This is a genomic window from Bacillus sp. FSL M8-0071 (genome assembly GCF_037975455.1).
Classification (GTDB): domain Bacteria; phylum Bacillota; class Bacilli; order Bacillales; family Bacillaceae; genus Bacillus; species Bacillus subtilis.
Genome location: NZ_CP150256.1, coordinates 449,480 through 472,081 on the forward strand (window position 1 = coordinate 449,480; position 22,602 = coordinate 472,081).

Below are 22,602 nucleotides of genomic sequence, written 5' to 3' on the forward strand. Positions count from 1 at the left end.
GGCCGGGGCAGATGGCTGCCCCGGCCTGTCCATTTCCTTACGAAAATTTCCACGAAAGTCTAACCAAGCAGATCCAAATGCTGTATAATAATTTGGAATTCTTAGGAAAGCATCGGGTGAAGGAAGTTGAATGCAAAAACAATCACGTTAAAGAAAAAAAGAAAAATCAAAACGATCGTTGTACTCAGTATCATTATGATCGCAGCTCTCATTTTTACGATCAGATTGGTGTTTTACAAGCCTTTTCTTATTGAAGGATCATCAATGGCCCCAACGCTTAAAGACTCAGAGAGAATTCTGGTTGATAAAGCAGTCAAATGGACTGGCGGGTTTCACAGAGGAGACATCATAGTCATTCATGACAAAAAGAGCGGCCGCTCATTTGTCAAACGTTTAATCGGTTTGCCTGGTGACAGCATTAAAATGAAAAATGATCAGCTATACATAAATGATAAAAAGGTGGAAGAACCATACTTAAAGGAATATAAACAAGAGGTCAAAGAATCGGGTGTAACCTTAACGGGTGACTTCGAGGTTGAGGTTCCTTCCGGTAAATATTTTGTGATGGGAGATAACCGTCTCAATTCACTGGATAGCAGAAACGGAATGGGCATGCCTTCTGAGGACGATATCATCGGTACTGAATCTCTCGTCTTTTATCCATTCGGTGAGATGAGACAGGCAAAATAAAATGCAATGCAAAAAGAACATGGAACATGACGGCACCGATAATAAAGCGCCGTGCACGTTTAAAAAAATGATGATGAAACGGTGCGGAGCCGGCTTTCCGCCCCGTTTTTTATGATAGAAAGCGTTTTGAAGAAAAGGGCCCTGTTGAAATAAACAGAATCAGGATTGGCGAAGCCGTGAAGCGCATCGAATTGGTAAATCTCAAGATGGGTATGCTGTTTTTCCCGCAGTTTTTTGATAAGAAGCGCTACGTCAAACGACGGCTCATAATTAGGGAAAAACAATAGGACCGGGCAGGCTGGCACGTGATGAAGAGAGTCGCGTATCCGGGAACCGTAATAACAAACCGATCCGCTCACCTCAGGCATACTGCTGCATTTCCATGCGATAGTAGCCCCCACGCTGAATCCAATCACAAAGATGTGCCGTCCGGCGTTTTGCCTGATCACATTCTGGATGATGGTTTCTCCCGTTTTCAGCCTTTCGTGTTTTGTAAATTGTTCGTATGCCGTTTTTTCTTCTTTCAGTGTGTAGACTTCATCCTCGCCGAGCAGGTTGGGCGTCAACACATCATATCCAGCCATTTTGATCAGCCGGCCCATCTTTTTCATATGGCTGTTTACACCATATATTTCGTGTACGAGAATGACAAGCGGTTTTGGGAACATAACGGCCTCCTTTTGTGTTTTTTCCATTATATCCTATCGTTTCACTTTAGGCTGAGATATAATGGTCAAAAAAAGGAGATATAAAATGAACTCATTATCTTTGCCTCACCGCTATCCATTTTTGTTTATTGATGGCGTGACGGATAGCGAGCCCGGCAAACATGCGGCAGCTTATAAGCTGATTAGTGAGAACGACTGGTTTATCACTGATACGCAAACAGAAATGCCGTTTTCACTTGTGATTGAAGCGCTTGCGCAAACCGCGGCTTTTACAGGAATTACAGATAAGAACAGCTTGGGATTATTGTCTTCGGTGAAGAAAGCGGAAAAGCTGGGAGAAGCTGTGCCCGGTGACCGGCTTGATCTTACGTTTGAAGTCACGCGCAATCGGCGCGGGTTTGTGTTCGGACATGCCAAGGCATCAGTTGGAGAGCAGCCTGTTGCTGAAGCTGAAATCGGCATCTATATTGAAAAATGAAAAAAACCCTTCACAACATTTTGTGAGGGGTTCTATTTTGTGTCGTAATCCCGTTCGCTTTGAGAGTTATCTCTTTGCTGGCGTTTGTGTTTTTCATCATTCATATTTTCCTTCAGCTCTTCATTAGGAATCGGATCGGTTAAGTCGTTGTGCTCGGGGTTTTCATTTGGTTTGTTTTGCTGTTTTTTTTCTGTCATGTTTGATCACCTCACCGTTTGTTTTCCTCTTATCCATTCTCCTCAAACATAGGAAATCGCTTTTTTGTCCCGCTGGGTATAATGTATTAGAATAGAGAGAAGCACAACAAAAAGATAAAGAGAGGTACATATATGTCTGTTCAAAGAGAAGATGTAGATATCAAGCTGATCGCAATTGATATGGATGGTACACTGCTGAACGACGAGCAGCTGATCTCGGATGAAAACCGCAAAGCCATTCGTGAAGCGGAGGATAAAGGTTTGTATGTGGTGATCAGCACGGGCCGGACGCTGATGACGTGCAGGGAGCTGGCGGAATCGCTAAAGCTGTCATCCTTTCTAATCACGGCAAACGGCAGTGAAATTTGGGATTCGAATTTTAATTTGGTGGAACGGAAGCTGCTTCATACGGACCATATTCAAATGATGTGGGATTTGCGGAATAAGCACAACACTAATTTCTGGGCTTCTACGGTGAATAAAGTATGGAGAGGCGAGTTTCCGGAAAACATTACGGATCATGAATGGCTCAAATTCGGCTTTGACATCGAGGATGACGATATCCGAAACGAAGTGCTTGAGGAGCTGAGAAAAAACAAAGAGCTCGAAATCACAAATTCAAGTCCGACAAACATTGAAGTCAACGCGCTTGGCATCAACAAAGCTGCAGCCCTTGCCAAGGTTACGGAAAAACTCGGCTTTACAATGGAGAATGTGATGGCGATGGGCGACAGCCTTAATGACATTGCGATGATCAAAGAAGCGGGTCTTGGCGTCGCAATGGGCAATGCGCAAGACATCGTAAAAGAAACGGCTGATTATATCACGGATACAAATATTGAGGATGGTGTCGCTAAAGCGATTCGCCATTGGGTACTATAAAAAAAGAGAGTCCTAAGATGGACTCTCTTTTTTAGTTTGGCAGGTTTTATTCTGGGACCATGGTAGGTTTTCTGACAAAAGTATTTCACAAACTGATATGATTCACTTATAATGAAATAAAGTTCAAAAATTCGGAATAGTCGTTCCGAATTTCGGGACAATAAATGACATAAAGCATATCGTTTGCTTTGGCAGGAGGGATTCTGTGTTTCAGATTGATTTAAACTGTGATTTAGGAGAAAGCTTCGGAGCCTACAAGATAGGCCTTGACCAAGATATTTTAGAGTATGTGACATCAGCGAATATCGCATGCGGATTTCATGCAGGAGATCCTAGTGTTATGCGAAAAACCGTCGCGCTTGCAGCAGAAAGAGGCGTGAAAATGGGTGCGCATCCGGGCTTGCCGGATTTACTCGGTTTTGGGCGCCGCAATATGGCGATTTCTCCTGAGGAAGCGTATGATCTTGTCGTTTATCAAATTGGCGCGCTCTCTGGCTTTCTAAAAGCAGAGGGACTTCACATGCAGCACGTCAAGCCGCATGGCGCTTTATACAATATGGCGGCAGTCGATCAAAAACTGTCGGATGCTATCGCGAAAGCTGTCTATAAGGTTGATCCCGGCCTGATTCTTTTCGGTCTTGCTGAGAGCGAGCTTGTAAAAGCGGGAGAACGGATCGGACTTCAGACCGCAAATGAAGTGTTCGCCGACAGAACATACCAATCGGACGGCACGCTGACACCGCGCTCCCAGCCGGACGCACTCATTGAAAGTGATGATGCCGCCGTCACCCAGGTCATCAAAATGGTGAAAGAAGGGGCGGTCAAATCTCAGCAAGGACATGATGTGTCATTAAAAGCAGATACAGTCTGCATTCATGGAGATGGAGCCCATGCGCTGACATTTGCGCAAAAAATCAGAAAACAGCTCAAAGCGGCTGGAATTGAAGTGACAGCTATTTCAGAACAGAGGTCAACATAAAGGAGGAACAATAGATGGAGCAGCAGAAAAAGACAGCAGGAAAAAAAGCGGGCAGCTGGTCATTGCTGATGGGCGCCGCCTTTTTAATGGCGACATCAGCAATCGGACCGGGTTTCCTCACCCAAACCGCAACATTCACAAACACACTCGCAGCAAGCTTCGGTTTTGTCATCTTAATCTCTATTATTTTAGATATTTTCGCCCAAACCAATGTGTGGCGCATCATCGCAGTTTCTGGAAAACGAGGTCAGGAAATTGCGAATATGGTGCTTCCCGGACTGGGATATTTCATCGCCATTCTCGTCGTGCTTGGCGGACTAGCTTTTAATATTGGGAATATCGGAGGGGCCGGGCTGGGACTTCAGGTGCTGTTCGGCATTACACCTGAAACAGGCGCTTTAATCAGTGCCGTTATCGCCATTTTGATTTTTGTCATCAAGGAAGCAGGAAAAGCGATGGACCGTTTTACGCAAATCGCGGGGTTCGTGATGATTATTTTAACGGTCTACGTTGCGGCGACGACAGCTCCTCCAGTCGGACAGGCAGTCGCAAATACATTCGTCCCGGAACACATCAGCATATTTGCCATTGTCACCCTAGTGGGCGGAACCGTCGGCGGTTATATCACATTTGCCGGGGGACACCGTTTGCTTGATGCCGGAATTAAAGGGAAGGAATCCATTCCGCAGGTGACAAAAAGCTCGGTTGTCGGCATTTTAATTACATCTGTCATGCGTATCGCTCTTTTTCTTGCGGTTCTAGGCGTTGTATCGAAAGGCCTGCACATCGATGAAAGCAACCCGGCGGCTTCTGTCTTCAAGCTGGCTGCTGGAAATGTCGGTTATAAAATTTTCGGATTGATCATGTGGTCTGCGGCGATTACGTCTGTTATTGGAGCAGCCTATACATCTGTTTCATTTTTCAAGACCTTTTCTCCAAAAATTGAAAAGAATTCACGCGGTATTATTATCGGATTTATTGTGGTTTCTACGTTAGCTTTTGTCACAATCGGCCAGCCTGCGAAGATCCTCGTCCTTGTCGGTTCACTGAACGGCTTAATTCTGCCGATTGCGCTCGGAACGCTGCTTGTTGCCGCCTACAAGAAAAACATTGTCGGTGATTATAAGCATCCGCTTTGGCTGACAAGCACAGGCGCGCTTGTAGTGATTGTAATGGCAGTTATGGGAATCTACACGTTAATTACACAACTTCCTCAATTGTGGAGCTGATATAAGTGGAGCAATTAAACAAAATGGCGCCAAAGGATGTACGTGCCCTGATACGAGAGGGGAAAATAAACGGGCCGACCGCAGGCATGTCCGGCGGCTACGCCCAAGCGAATCTTGTGGTTTTGAAAAAGGACCTTGCGTTTGATTTTCTGCTGTTTTGCCAGCGAAATCAAAAGCCCTGCCCCGTGCTGGATGTGACTGAAGCAGGTTCGCCTGTGCCGTCTCTGGCTGCGCCGGATGCTGATATCAGAACGGACTTTCCGAAATACCGTATTTACAGGCACGGTATCCTAACGGAAGAAGTATCTGATATTACGCCATACTGGGAGGACGATTTTGTCGGCTTTCTGATCGGATGCAGTTTCTCCTTTGAACAGGCACTAATCAATAATGGGATAGCTGTCCGGCATATTGATGAGGGGACAAACGTCTCGATGTATAAAACGAATATCGATTGTGTTCCGGCGGGGGCGTTTCACGGACAGATGGTTGTCAGCATGAGGCCGGTTCCTGAACGGCTGGCTGTACGTGCCGCACAAGTGACCTCGCGTTTTCCGGCTGTGCACGGAGGGCCGATCCATATCGGTAATCCGGGAGCAATCGGGATTCGCGATCTCGGGAAACCGGATTTCGGAGATGCCGTTTCCATTCGTGACGGCGAGGTTCCTGTTTTTTGGGCATGCGGGGTGACCCCGCAAGCCGTGGCTATGAATGTAAAGCCTGAAATGGTCATCACACATGCGCCGGGGCATATGCTCATCACAGATATTCGAGACGAGTCGCTTGCGGTGCTGTAACCTCTCGTCATCCTGATGAACCAGAAATAAAAGAGGTGAGAAAGATGACTGTACGATATCAAATCGAACAGCTCGGTGATTCTGCAATGATGATCCGATTCGGAGAAGAAATCAATGAACAGGTTAACGGCATTGTCCATGCCGCGGCCGCTTATATAGAAGAACAGCCATTTCCGGGATTCATTGAATGTATCCCGGCTTTTACAAGTCTAACCGTATTTTATGATATGTATGAAGTGTATAAGCATTTGCCTCAAGGCATAAGCTCACCTTTTGAGAAGGTCAAGCGCGATGTCGAAGAGCGGCTGGTAGAAATAGCCGAAGACTATGAGGTCAACCGCCGCATTGTAGAAATTCCCGTCTGCTATGGCGGTGAATTCGGTCCGGATTTAGAAGAGGTGGCGAAGGTCAATCAGCTGTCACCGGAGGAAGTAATCGACATTCATACAAACGGTGAATATGTGGTATATATGCTTGGCTTCGCGCCCGGTTTTCCTTTTCTAGGCGGGATGTCAAAACGCATTGCAGCTCCGAGAAAATCATCACCAAGACCGTCGATTCCCGCAGGTTCGGTCGGTATTGCGGGATTGCAGACAGGCGTTTATCCGATTTCAACGCCGGGCGGCTGGCAGCTGATCGGCAAAACGCCGCTGGCTCTTTTCCGGCCGCAGGAAAACCCGCCGACATTGCTGCGGGCGGGAGATATTGTGAAATTCGTTCGCATCTCAGAAAAAGACTATCACGCCTATAAGGAGGAGTCCAATTGAGCATGAAAGTATTAAAGCCCGGACTGCTCACAACGGTTCAGGATATAGGCAGAACGGGTTACCAAAAATACGGCGTTCTGGCCAGCGGCGCTATGGACACGGTTTCACTGCGCATTGCCAATCTGTTGATAGGAAACGGCGAAAATGAAGCAGGTCTCGAAATAACGATGATGGGGCCCGGTCCGTCGTTTCATTTTTCAAAACAGACACTGATTGCTGTGACAGGGGCGGACTTCACGCTGCGTATTAATGACGAGGAAGCGCCTTTATGGAAGCCTGTGCTCATCAAGGAAAACAGCACGGTCAGCTTTGGCCCCTGCAAACTCGGCAGCCGTGCTTATTTGGCGGCAGCTGGCGGCATTGAGGTGCCTGCCGTCATGGAAAGTAAAAGCACATACGTCAGAGGAAGCATTGGCGGACTTCATGGCAGAGCGCTTCAAAAAGAAGATGAACTGAACATTGGAGAGATGTCAGCTCTTTCGCAAACCATCCTTTCTCGCTTAAGTTCGCAGCTTGGAAAACAGGGATTTGCAGCACCGAAGTGGTCAGTCAGCCGCGGCAGATTTCTGCCATTGAAGAAGAATCCCGTCATTCGGGTGCTGGAAGGAAAGCAATTTGCCTTTTTCACAGAAGAATCAAAAACGCGTTTTTATGAAGAAGCATTTCGTGTCACGCCGCAGTCCGACCGTATGGGCTACAGGCTCAAAGGAGAACCGCTCGAACTGAAGGCCCCGCTTGAGATGGTGTCGGAAGCGGTTTCATTCGGAACAGTTCAGGTGCCGCCTGACGGCAACCCGATTATCCTGCTTGCAGACCGGCAGACGACTGGCGGCTATCCGAGGATCGCGCACATCATATCCGCTGATCTTCCGATTGTTTCCCAAATCATGCCGGGCGAGCACGTTCAGTTTGAGCCTGTGTCCCTCCAGGAGGCAGAAGCGCTTGCGGTAGAACGGGAACAGCATATAAAAGAACTGAAAACGAGAATGAAGATGGAATGGCTGACATAGCAAAGGGGATGAATGATGCAGAATAAAAATAAAACAGTAGTCAAATCTATGGCGCTGCTTAATTTGTTTTTGCATAAACCAAGCCTAACCTTAAGTGAACTGGTGTCGCTGACGGGAATGCCGAAGACCTCTGTTCACCGGATGGTCAGCTCCTTGGAGGAAATGGGGTTCCTCAGTCGGGATGCGTCCGGCGCTTATTCGCTGGGATTGGTGTTTTTGGAATTCGGACAGCTTGTCGCTGACAGGCTGGATATCAGAAAAATAGCGAAACCGGTGATGGAAGAGCTGTGCCGGGAAGTGGATGAGGCCGTGCAGTTGATCATGAGGGACGGCAATGAAGCGATATACGTTGAGAAAATAGAAGGGACACAGACTGTGCGGCTGTATACGGCGATCGGCAGGCGTTCCCCCCTATACGCGGGAGCGTGCGCCAGAAGCATTCTGTCCTTTCTTCCCCGTGAAGAAATCGAAGCATACATCAAACAAACCGAGCTCATTTCGATTGGCTCCGGAACGATTACCGATCCCGAAAAACTGCTTCAGGAGATTGATGCCTCTGTGCAAAATGGCTATACTGTCAGCTATTCAGAGCTCGAAAACTATACGGCGGCGATCGGCGCCCCGATCTTTAACCATAAGCGCCAAGTGGCAGCCGGCATTAGCATTGCAGGCTTTGAAGCGAGATTTACAGAAGACAGGCTGCCCTATTTAACAGAAAAGGTGAAGGACGCCGCTTTACAGATTTCAAGAAAAATAGGATATACATAAGTAGCCAATCTTTTCTCTGCTGCGTACATTAACGTATCGACGTTCAAGAGTGGAGGAAAGAACATGGTGCTTCGATATACAGCTCTGGGCGATTCCTTGACGACAGGGAGAGGCTCCGGGCTGTTTTCACCCGGCTTCGTCCAGCGTTTTGGGGACATGATGGAAGCTGACTTGAAAACAAGAACGGCAATAAACATATTTGCCAGATCAGGCCTGAATACAGAAGAGATTTTGGGACTCCTGTCATATCCCTATGTGCAAAAATGCATTCGAGATGCCGATATGATAACGATCACAGGGTGCGGAAACGATCTCATCGATTCGGTCTTAGCCTACCAAACCTCTAAGGATGAAACGATTTTCAGCCGTGTATCCGCCCATTGCCATGAGAATTTTGAAAAGATGATTGCCAAAATCGCCGAGATTAAAGGAGAAAATCCTTCCCCGTACGCCATTCGTGTGTTCAACTTATACAATCCGTTTCCCGAAATTGATATCGCCGGCAAATGGATCACTTCGTTTAATTCACATTTAGAAACACTTGCATCAGCACCCCATGTCAAAATCGCGGATGCCTATAGCATCTTCAAAGGCAAAGAACAGGAATATCTGTCCTCTGACGGTGTCCATCCGAACAGCAAAGGCTATCAAGCGATGGCTGAAGCCGTTCACAAGCTAGGCTATAAAGAATTATCAGTTTCATAGAAAACGCGCCTCATGACAGGCGCGTTTTTTATGTGTGATCGAAATATTAAAAGAAACTTAAAATTCTCTGTCTTCTGTTCTACAGACAAACAAAGTGCGCTAGAATAATGGAGGACGTAGGCAAATATAGCCATAACGTTCAATATTTCGTATATAAGGAAGGATGGTCCTTTTGTTTCGGATTTTTAAAATGTCTTTTGCGGTTATCATTATTATACTGGCGCTTATTGCTTTTAACTATACGGAACACACCTCTGTTATCCAATCGGTCATGCTCGTCTTTCTTGGTGCGGTCATGTTTATGCAGGGGCTTGAAGAACGCAAAAAAGAAAATGACGGCTCAGGCGCTTTTAATATTTATACCGCCGTTTTTGTATGGTCTGTCTCCCTTATCGGTTTTACACTTCATATTATATAAATCTATTACACATCCTGAAAATGCTCGACCGTCGGGAACGGGGTATAGAACCGATGAAGCAAGGCTTTCCACTCTTGATACTCTGAAGAACCGCGAAAGCCTTCCGTATGGTCCTCAAGTGTTTCCCACTCCACAAGAAGCAGATATTTATGCGTTTCCTCCATGCATTTTGATAACGAGTGAGTGATATAGCCCTTCATGCCGGAAATAATCGGCGCCGCTTGCCGGAATGCATCCTCAAACTCTTGTTCAAGGCCTTCTTTAATGTGAAGCATTGCTGCCTCTCTGACCATGCTATCCCTTCTTTCTGTCTTTTCAAATAGTCTACAGCAAACGATAGGAGATTTCTGCAAAATCGGTGAACTTTTCCTTCATTTTCAAAAAAATCTTGCACGCACCAATTCAATTAAGAGAAAATAACAAGTGGAAGGCAGGGGAAAGTCATGTTAAAAAAGTGTATTCTACTAGTATTTCTATGCGTCGGATTGATTGGGTTAATCGGATGCTCCAAAACAGATTCACCAGAGGATCGCATGGAAGCATTCGTGAAACAGTGGAACGATCAGCAATTCGATGACATGTATCAAAGCCTGACTAAAGATGTCAAAAAAGAAATCTCCAAAAAAGATTTCGTCAACAGGTATAAAGCCATCTATGAGCAGGCCGGCGTAAAAAATTTGAAAGTCACTGCGGGAGAAGTAGATAAGGACGATCAAGACAACAAGACAATGAAACATATCCCGTATAAAGTCAGCATGAACACAAATGCCGGCAAAGTCAGCTTCAAGAATACTGCTGTGCTGAAATTAGAAAAAACAGATGACGAGGAGTCATGGAATATAGATTGGGACCCATCGTTTATTTTCAAGCAGCTGGCTGACGACAAAACCGTGCAAATTATGAGCATTGAACCGAAACGAGGCCAAATTTACGATAAAAATGGAAAAGGTTTAGCTGTCAATACAGATGTTCCGGAAATTGGAATTGTTCCCGGAGAGCTTGGCGATAAAAAAGAGAAAGTTATAAAAGAACTCGCCAAAAAACTTGATTTGACTGAAGACGACATCAAGAAAAAGCTGGATCAAGGCTGGGTAAAAGACGATTCGTTTGTGCCGCTCAAAAAGGTCAAGCCTGACCAGGAGAAATTAGTTTCTGAAGCGACGTCATTACAAGGCGTAACAAGAACGAATGTCAGCTCCCGCTACTATCCGTATGGCGAAAAGACAGCCCATTTGACAGGCTATGTCCGCGCCATTACAGCGGAAGAACTGAAGAAAAAGAAAGAAGGAACGTACAGCGATACGTCTAACATCGGTATCGCCGGACTTGAAAATGTGTATGAAGGCAAGCTAAGAGGCACAACTGGCTGGAAAATCTACGTGCCGCAAACCGGGGAAGTCATCGCTGAAAAGAAAGCAAAGGACGGCGAGGATCTTCACCTCACAATTGATATCAAAACGCAAACGAAGCTGTATGATGAACTGAAGGATGACAGCGGGGCGGCAGTCGCGCTGCAGCCGCAGACAGGCGAAACACTCGCCCTTGTCAGCGCGCCTTCCTACGATCCAAACGGATTTATTTTCGGCTGGAGCGATAAGGAATGGAAAAAGCTAAACAAAGATAAAAACAACCCGTTTTCAGCGAAATTCAATAAGACATACGCGCCAGGTTCTACCATTAAACCGATTGCGGCTGCTATTGGAATCAAAAACGGCACCCTTAAAGCCGATGAGAAGAAAACAATCAAAGGCAAGGAGTGGCAAAAAGATTCGAGCTGGGGCGGCTATTCAGTGACACGTGTGTCTGAGAGACTTCAACAAGTCGATTTGGAAAACGCCCTTATTACGTCAGACAATATTTATTTTGCCCAGAATGCGCTTGATATGGGAGCGGACACCTTCACAAAAGGCTTGAAGACATTCGGTTTTTCAGAGGACGTTCCGTACGAATTCCCGATCCAGAAATCGTCTATTGCAAATGACAAGCTTGATTCAGACATTTTGCTTGCGGATACAGGCTACGGACAAGGGCAAATGCAAATGTCTCCGCTTCACTTGGCAACTGCTTACACGCCATTTGTTGACAATGGAGACCTTGTCAAACCGACGCTGATCAAAAAAGATTCACAAACAGCTGATGTTTGGCACAAGCAAGTGGTCACCAAGGAAGGAGCAGCAGACATTACAAAAGGTCTGAAAGGCGTTGTGGAAGATGAGCGCGGATCAGCGTATCAGCCTGTCGTGAAAGGAATCACAGTGGCCGGGAAAACAGGAACAGCCGAGCTGAAAACATCAAAAGATGATAAAGACGGCACGGAAAATGGCTGGTTTGTCGGCTACGATTACAAAAACAAAGACCTGCTTGTCGCCATGATGATCCAAAATGTGCAGGACCGCGGCGGCAGCCACTATGTCGTTGAGAAAGCGAAAAAGCAATTTCAATCGAATTAAAATGTCTTTTTAAAAGGAGCGAAAGGAAAAAGGGGATCTGAGGCCGAATGAACTAGTAAGGGGCAAAACCCGGTTTATACAAAGAAAAGAGGGATTTTGCATGCAGCGTATTCAATTGGCGGAGGATCTTCAATTTTCAAGAGTCATACACGGGCTTTGGCGGCTGAATGAATGGAACTATTCAGATGCTGAACTTCTGAGCCTCATTGAATGGTGTATCGATCACGGCATCACGACCTTTGATCATGCGGATATTTATGGAGGCTATACGTGCGAAAAGTTGTTTGGAAACGCCCTTGCCCTTTCACCTGGATTAAGAGAAAACATAGAGTTGGTCACAAAATGCGGTATCGTTCTTGAATCGCCTGAACGGCCCGCTCACAGATCGCATCATTATAACACAAGCAAATCGCATATTTTGGCATCCGTTGAGCAATCGCTTATGAACCTTAGGACGGATTATATCGATATGCTTTTGATTCACAGACCGGACCCGCTCATGGATCCGGAGGGGGTAGCAGAGGCGTTTCAGGCATTGAAATGCTCTGGCAAGGTCAGGTACTTTGGCGTTTCAAATTTTAAAGATCACCAGTATCGGATGCTGGAATCATATTTGCCTGAGAAGCTCGTAACCAACCAGATTGAGCTTTCCGCATACGAATTAGAAAATATGCTCGACGGCACTTTGAACCTGTGCCAGGAAAAACGGATTCCGCCGATGGCTTGGTCGCCTCTGGCAGGCGGCAAAGTTTTCACTGGTGACACGGAAAAAGACCGGCGTGTCCGCACGGCGCTTGAATCCGTTCAAGCAGAGATTGGCGCCGCTTCATTGGACGAGGTGATGTACGCATGGCTGTATACGCATCCGGCCGGCATCATGCCGATTGTCGGAAGCGGAAAGCGCGAGCGGATTTCCGCCGCGATAAATGCGTTGTCATACAAGCTTGACCAGGATCAATGGTTCCGCATTTTTACAGCCGTACAGGGTTACGATATTCCATAAAAAGCATCAGCTTACCAGCTGATGCTTTTTCAATATTGTCACACCGCTTAGTGCCAAATTACCATTTATAAGTGATTGATTCTTTCTTGAAAGCGTTTTATATTAAAAGGAAACCTCTCTATATCCTCTACTGCATCTCCTTGCGACTTCATCCGCACATCAAGATTGGCTAGGAGGTCTTTTTTATGTATATGACTGCCAGAGAACAAAAGCTGTTAAAGCACTTATTATTACAAAACAGATATATAACCGTAACTGAGCTTGCTGAGCTGATGCAAGTCAGCACGAGAACCATTCACAGGGAACTCAAATCAATTAAACCGCTGATGGAAACCGTGGGGCTTACGTTAGATAAACAGCCCGGTAAAGGGTTGAAAGCAGTGGGAAGTCCCGAGGGTAAACAAAAGCTGCTTACTGATTTATCATATGAACAGCATGAATACAGCGCCGACGAACGGAAACTGCTCATTCTTTGTTCGTTATTAGAGTCTCAGGAGCCCGTCAAACTGTACACGCTTGCTCATGATCTCCAGGTGACGAATGCCACGGTCAGCTATGACTTAGATGAGCTCGAGAAGTGGATTTCTCCCTTTGGACTGACACTGATCCGCAAAAGAGGTTTTGGCATCCAGCTCATAGGGCCGGAGAATGCGAAACGGAAAATTGTCGGCAACTTGATTGTGAACCGTCTCGACATCCAAATGTTTTTGGAAGCGGTTGAATTAAACATTAAAGGAAAAGCCGATTCTTCAGAGAAAATGTTCGGGGTTGTCAGCAAAGGTGAGCTGTTAAAAATGGAGCGCATCTTATTTCAGCTCAAAGAAAAAATCGCTTTTTCATTGTCCGATAGCTCCTATATAGCGCTCGTCGTCCATCTGACGTATGCGATCGAACGAATTAAGCTTGGGGAAACTATCACCATGGAGCAAAATGAGCTTGAGGAACTGAAGAATGCGAAAGAATACAGTTCGGCTCTTGAAATCGCGGGCGAGCTTGAACGTGCCTTCGGCGTGACGATTCCAGAGGCGGAGGTCGGCTATATTACAATCCACCTTCGAAGCGCCAATCGAAAATACAAAACAGAATACAAAGCGCAGGAAATTGAGCTGGAAACAGCCCTGCAAACAAAGCGGCTCATTGCTTTTATTTCAGACAAAATCAGAATGGATCTGACGAAAAACTACTCTTTATATGAAGGCTTGATTGCCCATTTGGAGCCGGCCGTCAGCCGCATAAAAGAAAATATTGAGATATACAATCCGATGAAGGAACAGATCAAGCGCGATTATTTTCTGCTTTATATGGCGATCGAAGAAGGCGTCGAAAAGTATTTTCCGGGCATGTCCTTTTCTGATGATGAAATCGCTTTTATCGTTCTTCACTTTGGCTCGGCTCTTGAAATCAAAAAAGAAGAAGCAAAAGTGAAAGCGCTTGTCGTCTGCTCAAGCGGGATCGGCTCCTCGAAAATGCTTGCCTCCAGACTGAAAAAAGAGCTGCCGGAAATTGAATCGTTTGATATGTCATCCCTGATTGAGCTAAAGGGGAAGGATGTTCAAGCCTATGATATGATTGTGTCCACTGTACCGATTCCTTATGAAAACATTGATTACATCATGGTCAGCCCGCTATTAAATGAGGAAGACGCAAACCAGGTCAAGCAGTATATCAAGCGGAAGATCCCCCTTATTCTTAACAAAAAAAGAAGCCCGAAGGAAGAGGCGCAGCAAGCTGATGTACCTGACATGCTGGAGGCGGCGGAAAGCATAGGGCGGTATATGGAAGTTATCCAAGATGTTCTGCGCCATTTTACGCTAGCTCAACTCCAAACAAACCCGGACCATAGCATGCTTCTGCTAGAGCTTTTTCAACAGCTGAAGAAGGATGGCCTGATCCGTGATCCGGAAAAAGCCGCGGTTTGCCTGGCTGAGCGGGAGAAACAAGGGGGATTGGGAATCCCCGAAACAAACATGGCGCTTTATCATCTCAAAAATGATGAAATCGTCCTGCCTTTTTTCAAAATGTTTGATCTCAGCACCTCCTATGAAGTGGATGGCATGGACGGAAATACCCTCAGGATGACACGCATCCTCGTCATGATGGCGCCTGGCTCATTATCTGCTGAAGGCTCGGAGATTTTAAGCGCGATCAGCTCGGCAATTATCGAGAGCGGAGAAAGCATGGCGGGGTTTCAGGAAGAAGGAGAACAAGAATTGTATCAGCGGTTAAACCGCATATTTTTCACATGGATGAAAGAAAAAAACATACTGTAAACCTGCATGGCACACGTCAAAAATTTGGCGTGTGTTTTTCTGTGGATGGGGAACAAAATAAGAAAATGTGGGACTATTTTATCATTCAGTATTGGAATAATTCCAAAATGAAATAGTTTTACAAGTTATCTTTTTTGGGTTAAAATGGGTGAGGTAAGGAAGAAAATCTAACAAATTATTGAAGATTCAAGAGAATATAGGAGATGACGATATGGAAACATTACAGCATCTGATTCTGCATGACATGCCGAATAGCGAAGAAATAGAGGCTGTAAAAAGCGGAGACCATACACTGACATATAAAGGTTACCGTAAACGGATTAATCAGCTGGCGAATGCCATGCTTCAAAAAGGAATTCAAAAGGGCGACCGTGTTGCATTGCTTTGCAAAAACGGCCATCCCGCCTCAACAGTTATGTTCGCCGCACTTGAAATAGGTGCTGTTGTCGTACCTGTCAGCTGGCAGCTGAAACCATATGAAATGACAGGCATTTTAAAAGCAAGTGAACCGAAAGCAATGTTTTACGGAGCGGAGTTTAAAGAGACACTAGATGAAGTTCTTCCTGAATTGTCCTCACTGTGTGTAACAATGGAAACAGGAACAGCTTACGAAACATCTGCTGAATTTGAAGCGCTGTTTGCAGGTCCTGATCATTTGCCAGAGACGGAAATGGTTTCACCTGATGATACAGCACTTCTGATGTTTACATCTGGAACAACGGGAAACCCGAAAAGATGCATGATTACACATGGCGGCATATACAGATACGTTAAAAAATCCAACAGCTCAATAGCACGTATGAAGGGCCTTCGTTTTCTTGCATGCCATCCGATTTATCATACGAGTGCGCTCATTTGCATCATGCTTGGAACATTTGCAGAAACAACCTTTGTGTTTACAGAGGATCAAGATCCTGTTCACATGCTGAAGGTCATTGAAGAAGAGAAAATTCAGACCGTGATGGCTCTTCCTGTGTTTTACACGTATTTGCTTGAGGCGTGGGAAAAGCACCAAACTGACTTATCTTCACTTGTTATTTTAATGACAGGCGGAACAAAAGTGCCGAGCAGCCTAATCCGCCGCTATCTTGATATTGGCATTCCGCTCGCGCATGGCTATGGAAGTACTGAGGCTTGGGGCATCAGCACATGGACGCCTGATATGGGAATGGATAAAGCGGCATCTGCAGGAAAACCTGTGGCAGGTGTTAAAGTCAAAGTGGAAGATCCTCTGACCGGAGAAGAACTTCCTCAAGGAGAAATCGGCGAAATCGTTGTTCATACTCCATTCTTATTTAAAGGCTATGAAGACAATCCTGAAGCAACAGCGAAAGTGCTGCAAAATGGATGGTTTAGAACCGGAGATTCAGGATATGTAGATGAAGATGGCTTTATTTTCATCACGGGACGCTACAAGGATGTCATTATTTACGGAGGCGATAACGTCTATCCTGATCAGGTTGAAGAAGTTATCCAGCAGATCCCGGGAATCCTTGAAACGGCTGTGGTCGGTATTCCAGACCCGCTTTACGGTGAAAAACCGAAAGCTTTTATCGTGAAAAATGGCGGCCAGCGCATCACGGCAGAGGATGTCATTGCATTTTGTAAAGAACGCCTGTCCGCTTACAAAATACCTGAAGTTGAATTTGTTAACGAACTGCCGAAAAACAACCTTGGCAAGGTGAAAAAAGACGTCCTGCGCAATCAGGCTGTACATTCATAAAAAAGAAGCCCACCACTTTATGTGGCGGGCTTCTTTGCAGTTGCACAGACGGAAAGCTCAGGCTTAATGTTCTTAAATTTTATATCAATGTCTTCGAAGCCGGCTGCTTTAAAGTCAGCAATCATCTGTCTTCCAAATGATTTGGTTTTCTCAGGACTGGCATCAGCTTCCCGCGGCTGCATCGTAATGGCTGCTTTGCCGCCTGGCTTTAATGCCCGATAAATCTGTTTCATGCCTTTTGTTTGGTCATTCCAAATGGTGTAGTTGTTAACGGAAATCACTTTATCATAAAACGAGGCGGGGAGAGGAAATGTCTCGATGCTTCCTTGTATCAGGCGTACGCCCTTTGGTTTCACTCTGCGGGCGGCCAGCTTCAGCATGGCCTCTGACACATCAATCCCATGAAGATGAACATCCTTCTCGCGTTTCAGCATCTGCTGCATGCAGTATCCCGGGCCAAACCCGACTTCTAAAATGCTGTCCCCGCGCGTGATACCCAGCTGATTGATTGTCCACTGATTCAGTGTTTGATTTTCAGCAGCCATGATGTACCCGGCAATCATGCCGATGACGCCCTTTGGCCTGCTGAATCTTCTAGAAAGCATGTTAATCATTCAGCAACCAACCCCCTTTTTGAGTTATTTCCTCCAAGCGTTCCATGTGAAACATTTTTCTGATAAAGCAATGCGAAGGTGCCAAGCCATGTTTATCCAAAGAGTGTGTGAGGTACACAACAAATAGACATGAAAACAAAGGAGGAGAATCATCATGGCAAATTATCCAAAAGAACTGCCGGCACAAACTCAAAGTCGCCAGCCGGGAATTGAAAGCGAAATGAATCCAAGTCCGGTGTATGAGTACGAGGATTATAAAGGAGCAGACAAATTAAAAGGAAAAGTAGCTCTTATTACAGGCGGCGACAGCGGGATCGGACGCGCGGTTTCCGTCGCTTACGCAAAGGAAGGCGCAGACATCGCCATTGTGTATAAGGATGAGCATGAAGACGCTGAGGAGACGAAGAAACGTGTTGAACAAGAAGGCGTAAAATGCCTGCTGATTGCTGGTGACGTAGGTGAAGAGGAATTCTGCAATGAAGCGGTTGAAAAAACGGTCAAGGAACTAGGCGGCCTTGACATCCTTGTCAACAATGCAGGTGAACAGCATCCGAAGGAAAGCATCAAAGATATTACGAGCGAACAGCTTCACCGCACATTCAAAACAAATTTTTATTCTCAATTTTATTTGACTAAAAAAGCAATTGATTACCTGAAACCGGGCAGCGCCATCATCAATACGACATCCATCAACCCGTACGTAGGGAACCCGACACTGATTGATTATACAGCGACAAAAGGGGCGATCAACGCCTTTACAAGAACAATGGCGCAGGCGCTTGTTAAAGACGGCATCCGTGTAAATGCAGTCGCGCCGGGTCCAATCTGGACGCCACTAATCCCAGCTACGTTCCCTGAAGAAACAGTTGCTCAATTTGGGCAAGATACGCCGATGGGCCGTCCTGGACAGCCTGTTGAGCACGTCGGCTGTTATGTGCTCCTGGCATCAGATGAGTCCTCTTACATGACAGGACAGACCCTGCATGTCAACGGCGGAAACTTTGTGACGACATAAGAGGGAGTGAGACATATGGGCATCACGAAAGAAGAAGTGAACAGCTACTATCAAAAAGCAGGGATTGTATTAACGGACGAGGAAGTAGACCAAATCCAGCTGATGGATTACGGCTTAGGAAAAGAAAGAAAAGTCGGGCTCCAGCTCTTCGTCTACGTCAATACAGACCGTTATTGTTCAAAGGAATTGGTGCTGTTTCCGGGACAGACTTGCCCGGAACACCGCCATCCGCCGGTCGACGGCCAGGAAGGCAAGCAGGAGACCTTCCGCTGCCGCTACGGAAAAGTGTATCTTTACGTAGAAGGAGAAAAAACGCCGCTTCCAAAAGTTCTCCCTCCTCAGGAAGACAGAGAACACTATACGGTCTGGCACGAAATTGAGCTAGAACCGGGCGGGCAATACACGATTCCACCAAACACAAAGCATTGGTTCCAGGCCGGGGAAGAAGGTGCCGTCGTGACGGAAATGTCATCGACGAGTACGGATAAACATGATATCTTTACCGATCCAAGAATATAAGGATGGGCTTAACAGCCCATCCTTTTTGTATTGAAAAAAACAGAATCATCGCTATAATGGTTAAAAAAGGAAAGAGGGCGAGGCAATGTTCACTTGCAAGGTAAATGAGCACATCACCATCCGATTATTGGAGCCGAAGGATGCGGAGCGGCTGGCCGAACTCATTATCCAAAATCAGCAGCGGCTTGGCAAGTGGCTGTTTTTTGCGGAAAATCCAAGCAGCGCTGACACGTACCGAGAAACAATCATTCCAGATTGGCGGCGCCAGTATGCCGACCTGAACGGCATTGAGGCGGGTCTCCTTTATGACGGCAGCCTATGCGGCATGATCAGCCTGCATAACCTTGATCAAGTGAATCGTAAGGCGGAAATCGGATATTGGATTGCCAAAGAATTTGAAGGGAAAGGCATTATTACAGCTGCCTGCCGAAAACTCATTACGTATGCTTTTGAAGAGCTTGAGCTGAATCGTGTGGCGATCTGTGCGGCTGTCGGAAACGAAAAAAGCAGAGCGGTTCCGGAGCGGATCGGGTTTCTAGAGGAAGGAAGGGCACGGGATGGCTTATACGTAAACGGCATGCATCACGACCTCGTCTACTACAGTCTGTTAAAGCGTGAATGGGAAGGCGAAAAATAAAGAGCACACTTTCTTGTTTAAATCTTCCCCGGATGTGGAAAAGTAACAGCGGAGACGTTAAAAAGGAGTGATTCGAGATGAATCAGCAAGACATTAAACAAAAAGTGCTTGATGTTCTAGATCACCATAAAGTAGGTTCGCTCGCAACAGTTCAAAAGGGCAAACCGCATTCCCGCTACATGACTTTTTTCCATGACGGGCTGACGATTTACACACCGACAAGCAAGGAAACTCATAAAGCAGAAGAAATTGAGAACAACCCCAATGTCCACATTTTATTAGGCTATGATTGTGAAGGTTTTGGCGACGCATATGTCGAAGTTGCCGGAAAAGCCAAAATCAACAATTCGGCAGAACTCAAGGACAAAATATGGAGTTCCAAATTAGAGCGCTGGTTTGACGGCAAGGATGATCCGAATCTGGTGATTCTTGAAATTGAACCGGAGGATATCAGATTAATGAATGCCGGGGAGAAAACACCGGTCTCACTCGAACTATAAAAAATTTGTGTTTTCAGGGGCGATATGTTATTATGAATAGCTAGTAAGAAAAATAAGCAAATAAAAAAGAAAGTAAACTTCTTTTTTCTGTTTTGAGAGAGAAGCTTACCGCTTCCCAAGCAGCATAACCAGCTGCCCTTATTCTTTTCCTTCATAACAAATCGCCCCTAACGATGAGATGGAAAAAAGACTTTTTTGTTTTACAATTCACACCGGCGCGGCTTCGGAGCCGCAGTGACGATTGAGAGGTAGGGCTTTCGTTGTCTTGTGTTCAAGAAATTTCCATGGTGTTTACTTTCCAGAATGATTCTTCGGAACAATGCTTTATGAATCTAACCCGCCTGACTTGGCGGATGATATAATCTTTATTTGCGTATAGAAAAGAATAAGACAAACCGCCCGGCGTACGCCGGACGGTTTTTTTATTGCAAAAAACACATCGTACTGAAACCTCCTTGTCTTCATTCCAGTCTTATCTCTAGGATGAAATTGGAGGAAGAATAACGTGCATGTCATTACAACACAAGTACTTTTTATTTTTTGTTTTTTATTGCTGATTCACTCGATAGAAACTTTAGCCTATGCCACAAGGCTTTCCGGGGCCCGCGTTGGATTTATTGCGTCCGCGCTTTCTCTGTTTAATGTCATGGTCATCGTATCCAGAATGTCGAACATGGTGCAGCAGCCCTTTACTGGGCATTTAATTGATGATGCTGGAAAAAACGCACTGGCGATTGTAGGGGAGCAGTTCCGCTTTTTAATTTTCGGATCGACAGTCGGCACCATTTTGGGCATTATCCTGCTCCCGTCTTTTGTCGCTCTTTTTTCACGGGCGATTATTCACTTGGCGGGCGGCGGCGGCTCCGTTTTTCAAGTATTCCGAAAGGGATTCTCGAAACAAGGATTCAAAAATGCCCTTTCCTATTTGCGTCTGCCGTCCATTTCATATGTAAAAGGATTTCATATGCGCTTGATTCCGAAGCGTTTGTTTGTCATCAACATGCTGATCACATCGATTTATACGATTGGCGTGCTTTCGGCTTTATACGCAGGCCTTCTGGCGCCGGAGCGCAGCACGACAGCCGTCATGGCTTCGGGTTTGATCAACGGAATTGCGACGATGCTGCTGGCCATTTTTGTTGATCCTAAAGTATCCGTTCTAGCTGATGATGTGGCAAAAGGAAAACGAAGCTATCTCTATTTAAAATGGACCTCTATCACAATGGTCACATCAAGGGTGGCGGGCACACTCCTCGCCCAGCTCATGTTTATTCCGGGGGCCTACTATATCGCGTGGCTGACAAAGTGGTTTTAATAAAAAAGGCTGGATCATAAAAATCCAGCCTTTTTTGCGTTCCCTTATTTATATTTCCTTAATCCGCGGTCGTACAAAAAATTTCCGAATGGGACGAAAGCGGCGACGAAGCCGGCAGCTGACCATTTCAGCGGCCATTTGACAGAGAAGGTTGCATAAGCCAAGACAAGCAAATACAAAATGAACAACCCGCCGTGAACCGAACCGACAATTGTCACCGCAAGCGGAAGGCCTGCCCAATATTTAAGCGGCATAGCGATGAACAACAGGATTAAGAGTGACATTCCTTCAATAAAACCCATCGTGCGAAGTCTTCCGATCGGCGTTTGCAGCATAAATCGCCCTCCTTGTGGACACGTTTTCATTTTATACTATAAACAATCTGGGGGGGCATATGACAGCTTTTAAAAAATGTTCGGAAAACATTCATTTTTACATGCCTTTTCTAGGGAACTGTACTTGTCATTTACAAAAATACCCGAGATAATGTGTACAAAATCAAAAAAGAAGGATGTTGAAATGAAACTTGACCAGATTGATCTGAATATCATTGAGGAGCTGAAGAAGGACAGCCGTTTGTCGATGAGGGAATTAGGCAGAAAAATTAAGCTGTCGCCTCCATCTGTGACAGAACGGGTAAGGCAGCTTGAATCGTTTGGCATCATCAAGCAATACACGCTGGAGGTCGACCAGAAAAAACTGGGGCTTCCCGTTTCCTGCATTGTGGAAGCAACCGTTAAAAACGCGGATTACGAGCGGTTCAAAAGCTATATTCAAACATTGCCGAATATTGAATTTTGCTACCGGATTGCGGGTGCAGCCTGCTATATGCTGAAAATCAATGCCGAAAGCCTCGAAGCGGTAGAAGATTTCATTAACAAAACATCGCCCTACGCGCAAACCGTCACTCACGTCATTTTCTCAGAAATTGACACGAAAAACGGGCGCGGTTAGAGAGTGCCGCGTGA

The 22,602-nt window shown here is 45.8% G+C and carries 26 protein-coding genes; 21 read left to right on the forward strand and 5 right to left on the reverse strand.

All coding sequences use genetic code 11. From position 1 onward, the window contains the following. Positions 1 to 126 precede the first annotated feature (126 nt). Positions 127 to 690, forward strand: coding sequence for a signal peptidase I (gene lepB, locus MKX71_RS02265; protein WP_003234434.1), 564 nt, complete (start codon positions 127 to 129; stop codon positions 688 to 690). A 59-nt stretch (positions 691 to 749) separates the two neighbouring features. Here the strand turns inward: lepB and MKX71_RS02270 are convergent, their stop codons facing one another. After that, positions 750 to 1,358, reverse strand: coding sequence for a dienelactone hydrolase family protein (locus MKX71_RS02270; protein ID WP_116316421.1), 609 nt, complete (start codon positions 1,356 to 1,358; stop codon positions 750 to 752). A gap of 85 nt (positions 1,359 to 1,443) precedes the next feature. Here MKX71_RS02270 and MKX71_RS02275 point away from each other — a divergent pair, with 85 nt between their 5' ends. Further along, positions 1,444 to 1,836, forward strand: coding sequence for a 3-hydroxyacyl-ACP dehydratase FabZ family protein (locus MKX71_RS02275; protein WP_122895042.1), 393 nt, complete (start codon positions 1,444 to 1,446; stop codon positions 1,834 to 1,836). A 32-nt stretch (positions 1,837 to 1,868) separates the two neighbouring features. Here MKX71_RS02275 and MKX71_RS02280 read toward each other — a convergent pair whose 3' ends face one another. Beyond that, complete coding sequence (locus MKX71_RS02280) at positions 1,869 to 2,033, reverse strand: hypothetical protein (protein WP_003234425.1); 165 nt, start codon at positions 2,031 to 2,033, stop codon at positions 1,869 to 1,871. Positions 2,034 to 2,165: 132 nt separating this feature from the next. Here MKX71_RS02280 and MKX71_RS02285 point away from each other — a divergent pair, with 132 nt between their 5' ends. The 9 genes from MKX71_RS02285 to MKX71_RS02325 all read left to right on the forward strand — a co-directional run bounded on the left by MKX71_RS02285 (position 2,166) and on the right by MKX71_RS02325 (position 9,588). After that, complete coding sequence (locus MKX71_RS02285; protein ID WP_339231693.1) at positions 2,166 to 2,915, forward strand: phosphoglycolate phosphatase; 750 nt, start codon at positions 2,166 to 2,168, stop codon at positions 2,913 to 2,915. Positions 2,916 to 3,120: 205 nt separating this feature from the next. Further along, entirely contained in the window at positions 3,121 to 3,894 is a 774-nt protein-coding gene (gene pxpA, locus MKX71_RS02290; RefSeq protein ID WP_003234423.1) for a 5-oxoprolinase subunit PpxA, read from the forward strand. A gap of 14 nt (positions 3,895 to 3,908) precedes the next feature. Further along, positions 3,909 to 5,123, forward strand: coding sequence for an NRAMP family divalent metal transporter (locus MKX71_RS02295; RefSeq protein WP_014478854.1), 1,215 nt, complete (start codon positions 3,909 to 3,911; stop codon positions 5,121 to 5,123). 23 nt (positions 5,124 to 5,146) lie between these two features. Next, positions 5,147 to 5,920, forward strand: coding sequence for a putative hydro-lyase (locus tag MKX71_RS02300; protein WP_010886407.1), 774 nt, complete (start codon positions 5,147 to 5,149; stop codon positions 5,918 to 5,920). A gap of 44 nt (positions 5,921 to 5,964) precedes the next feature. After that, positions 5,965 to 6,687: a 5-oxoprolinase subunit B gene (pxpB, locus tag MKX71_RS02305; protein ID WP_041351806.1), complete on the forward strand. Its 723-nt coding sequence runs from the start codon at positions 5,965 to 5,967 to the stop codon at positions 6,685 to 6,687. Positions 6,688 to 6,689: 2 nt separating this feature from the next. Continuing rightward, positions 6,690 to 7,697, forward strand: coding sequence for a 5-oxoprolinase subunit PxpC (pxpC, locus tag MKX71_RS02310; protein ID WP_003234419.1), 1,008 nt, complete (start codon positions 6,690 to 6,692; stop codon positions 7,695 to 7,697). 15 nt (positions 7,698 to 7,712) lie between these two features. Then, the gene (locus MKX71_RS02315) at positions 7,713 to 8,465 is read left to right on the forward strand and encodes an IclR family transcriptional regulator (protein WP_014478857.1); all 753 of its coding nucleotides are present in this window, start codon (positions 7,713 to 7,715) and stop codon (positions 8,463 to 8,465) included. Positions 8,466 to 8,528: 63 nt separating this feature from the next. Further along, on the forward strand, positions 8,529 to 9,170 hold the full coding sequence (gene lipC, locus MKX71_RS02320; protein WP_339231695.1) for a spore germination lipase LipC: 642 nt from the start codon (positions 8,529 to 8,531) through the stop codon (positions 9,168 to 9,170). Positions 9,171 to 9,342: 172 nt separating this feature from the next. After that, the gene (locus MKX71_RS02325) at positions 9,343 to 9,588 is read left to right on the forward strand and encodes a YczI family protein (RefSeq protein ID WP_003240256.1); all 246 of its coding nucleotides are present in this window, start codon (positions 9,343 to 9,345) and stop codon (positions 9,586 to 9,588) included. Between the two features lie 5 nt (positions 9,589 to 9,593). Here MKX71_RS02325 and MKX71_RS02330 read toward each other — a convergent pair whose 3' ends face one another. Beyond that, positions 9,594 to 9,881, reverse strand: a complete 288-nt coding sequence (locus MKX71_RS02330) for an antibiotic biosynthesis monooxygenase (protein WP_003234413.1) — start codon at positions 9,879 to 9,881, stop codon at positions 9,594 to 9,596. Positions 9,882 to 10,031: 150 nt separating this feature from the next. Between MKX71_RS02330 and pbpC the strand changes: the two genes are divergently transcribed. The 4 genes from pbpC (at position 10,032) to MKX71_RS02350 (ending at position 17,034) form a co-directional block, all read left to right on the forward strand. Beyond that, the gene (gene pbpC, locus MKX71_RS02335; protein ID WP_339231697.1) at positions 10,032 to 12,038 is read left to right on the forward strand and encodes a penicillin-binding protein 3; all 2,007 of its coding nucleotides are present in this window, start codon (positions 10,032 to 10,034) and stop codon (positions 12,036 to 12,038) included. 100 nt (positions 12,039 to 12,138) lie between these two features. Further along, positions 12,139 to 13,041 (forward strand): aldo/keto reductase family oxidoreductase, encoded by a 903-nt coding sequence (locus MKX71_RS02340; protein WP_101172135.1) that lies wholly within the window; start codon positions 12,139 to 12,141, stop codon positions 13,039 to 13,041. 185 nt (positions 13,042 to 13,226) lie between these two features. After that, positions 13,227 to 15,311, forward strand: coding sequence for a mannitol operon transcriptional activator MtlR (gene mtlR / locus MKX71_RS02345; RefSeq protein ID WP_326248109.1), 2,085 nt, complete (start codon positions 13,227 to 13,229; stop codon positions 15,309 to 15,311). Between the two features lie 211 nt (positions 15,312 to 15,522). After that, the gene (locus MKX71_RS02350) at positions 15,523 to 17,034 is read left to right on the forward strand and encodes a class I adenylate-forming enzyme family protein (RefSeq protein WP_167407863.1); all 1,512 of its coding nucleotides are present in this window, start codon (positions 15,523 to 15,525) and stop codon (positions 17,032 to 17,034) included. A 17-nt stretch (positions 17,035 to 17,051) separates the two neighbouring features. Here the strand turns inward: MKX71_RS02350 and MKX71_RS02355 are convergent, their stop codons facing one another. Continuing rightward, positions 17,052 to 17,648, reverse strand: a complete 597-nt coding sequence (locus tag MKX71_RS02355) for a class I SAM-dependent methyltransferase (RefSeq protein WP_029317310.1) — start codon at positions 17,646 to 17,648, stop codon at positions 17,052 to 17,054. Positions 17,649 to 17,802: 154 nt separating this feature from the next. Here MKX71_RS02355 and MKX71_RS02360 point away from each other — a divergent pair, with 154 nt between their 5' ends. The 5 genes from MKX71_RS02360 to amj all read left to right on the forward strand — a co-directional run bounded on the left by MKX71_RS02360 (position 17,803) and on the right by amj (position 21,634). After that, positions 17,803 to 18,663, forward strand: a complete 861-nt coding sequence (locus tag MKX71_RS02360) for an SDR family oxidoreductase (RefSeq protein WP_003246648.1) — start codon at positions 17,803 to 17,805, stop codon at positions 18,661 to 18,663. A gap of 15 nt (positions 18,664 to 18,678) precedes the next feature. Then, positions 18,679 to 19,182, forward strand: a complete 504-nt coding sequence (gene lyxE / locus MKX71_RS02365) for a D-lyxose ketol-isomerase (RefSeq protein WP_003234400.1) — start codon at positions 18,679 to 18,681, stop codon at positions 19,180 to 19,182. Positions 19,183 to 19,267: 85 nt separating this feature from the next. Next, positions 19,268 to 19,819: a GNAT family protein gene (locus tag MKX71_RS02370; RefSeq protein ID WP_061891248.1), complete on the forward strand. Its 552-nt coding sequence runs from the start codon at positions 19,268 to 19,270 to the stop codon at positions 19,817 to 19,819. Positions 19,820 to 19,896: 77 nt separating this feature from the next. Continuing rightward, positions 19,897 to 20,319 (forward strand): pyridoxamine 5'-phosphate oxidase family protein, encoded by a 423-nt coding sequence (locus MKX71_RS02375; protein ID WP_003234396.1) that lies wholly within the window; start codon positions 19,897 to 19,899, stop codon positions 20,317 to 20,319. 505 nt (positions 20,320 to 20,824) lie between these two features. Further along, the gene (gene amj / locus MKX71_RS02380) at positions 20,825 to 21,634 is read left to right on the forward strand and encodes a lipid II flippase Amj (protein WP_061891247.1); all 810 of its coding nucleotides are present in this window, start codon (positions 20,825 to 20,827) and stop codon (positions 21,632 to 21,634) included. 44 nt (positions 21,635 to 21,678) lie between these two features. Here amj and MKX71_RS02385 read toward each other — a convergent pair whose 3' ends face one another. Next, positions 21,679 to 21,969: a DUF3817 domain-containing protein gene (locus tag MKX71_RS02385; RefSeq protein ID WP_014478869.1), complete on the reverse strand. Its 291-nt coding sequence runs from the start codon at positions 21,967 to 21,969 to the stop codon at positions 21,679 to 21,681. 184 nt (positions 21,970 to 22,153) lie between these two features. On the opposite strand from MKX71_RS02385, the gene lrpC reads away from it, so the two are divergent. Continuing rightward, positions 22,154 to 22,588, forward strand: coding sequence for a transcriptional regulator LrpC (lrpC, locus tag MKX71_RS02390; RefSeq protein ID WP_003246585.1), 435 nt, complete (start codon positions 22,154 to 22,156; stop codon positions 22,586 to 22,588). Positions 22,589 to 22,602 lie beyond the last annotated feature (14 nt).

Bases quoted from the DNA above. Each gene is read 5' to 3' on its own strand.
- MKX71_RS02300 (WP_010886407.1), top strand. From the start codon at position 5,147: ATGGCGCCAAAGGATGTACGTGCCCTGATACGAGAGGGGAAAATAAAC.
- MKX71_RS02315 (WP_014478857.1), top strand. From the start codon at position 7,713: ATGCAGAATAAAAATAAAACAGTAGTCAAATCTATGGCGCTGCTTAAT.
- MKX71_RS02330 (WP_003234413.1), bottom strand. From the start codon at position 9,881: ATGGTCAGAGAGGCAGCAATGCTTCACATTAAAGAAGGCCTTGAACAA.
- MKX71_RS02295 (WP_014478854.1), top strand. From the start codon at position 3,909: ATGGAGCAGCAGAAAAAGACAGCAGGAAAAAAAGCGGGCAGCTGGTCA.
- MKX71_RS02285 (WP_339231693.1), top strand. From the start codon at position 2,166: ATGTCTGTTCAAAGAGAAGATGTAGATATCAAGCTGATCGCAATTGAT.
- pxpC (WP_003234419.1), top strand. From the start codon at position 6,690: ATGAAAGTATTAAAGCCCGGACTGCTCACAACGGTTCAGGATATAGGC.
- pxpB (WP_041351806.1), top strand. From the start codon at position 5,965: ATGACTGTACGATATCAAATCGAACAGCTCGGTGATTCTGCAATGATG.
- MKX71_RS02275 (WP_122895042.1), top strand. From the start codon at position 1,444: ATGAACTCATTATCTTTGCCTCACCGCTATCCATTTTTGTTTATTGAT.
- lrpC (WP_003246585.1), top strand. From the start codon at position 22,154: ATGAAACTTGACCAGATTGATCTGAATATCATTGAGGAGCTGAAGAAG.
- pbpC (WP_339231697.1), top strand. From the start codon at position 10,032: ATGTTAAAAAAGTGTATTCTACTAGTATTTCTATGCGTCGGATTGATT.
- mtlR (WP_326248109.1), top strand. From the start codon at position 13,227: ATGTATATGACTGCCAGAGAACAAAAGCTGTTAAAGCACTTATTATTA.
- MKX71_RS02360 (WP_003246648.1), top strand. From the start codon at position 17,803: ATGGCAAATTATCCAAAAGAACTGCCGGCACAAACTCAAAGTCGCCAG.
- MKX71_RS02350 (WP_167407863.1), top strand. From the start codon at position 15,523: ATGGAAACATTACAGCATCTGATTCTGCATGACATGCCGAATAGCGAA.
- MKX71_RS02385 (WP_014478869.1), bottom strand. From the start codon at position 21,969: ATGCTGCAAACGCCGATCGGAAGACTTCGCACGATGGGTTTTATTGAA.
- MKX71_RS02280 (WP_003234425.1), bottom strand. From the start codon at position 2,033: ATGACAGAAAAAAAACAGCAAAACAAACCAAATGAAAACCCCGAGCAC.
- MKX71_RS02370 (WP_061891248.1), top strand. From the start codon at position 19,268: ATGTTCACTTGCAAGGTAAATGAGCACATCACCATCCGATTATTGGAG.
- lyxE (WP_003234400.1), top strand. From the start codon at position 18,679: ATGGGCATCACGAAAGAAGAAGTGAACAGCTACTATCAAAAAGCAGGG.
- MKX71_RS02340 (WP_101172135.1), top strand. From the start codon at position 12,139: ATGCAGCGTATTCAATTGGCGGAGGATCTTCAATTTTCAAGAGTCATA.
- MKX71_RS02375 (WP_003234396.1), top strand. From the start codon at position 19,897: ATGAATCAGCAAGACATTAAACAAAAAGTGCTTGATGTTCTAGATCAC.
- MKX71_RS02270 (WP_116316421.1), bottom strand. From the start codon at position 1,358: ATGTTCCCAAAACCGCTTGTCATTCTCGTACACGAAATATATGGTGTA.
- lipC (WP_339231695.1), top strand. From the start codon at position 8,529: ATGGTGCTTCGATATACAGCTCTGGGCGATTCCTTGACGACAGGGAGA.
- MKX71_RS02355 (WP_029317310.1), bottom strand. From the start codon at position 17,648: ATGATTAACATGCTTTCTAGAAGATTCAGCAGGCCAAAGGGCGTCATC.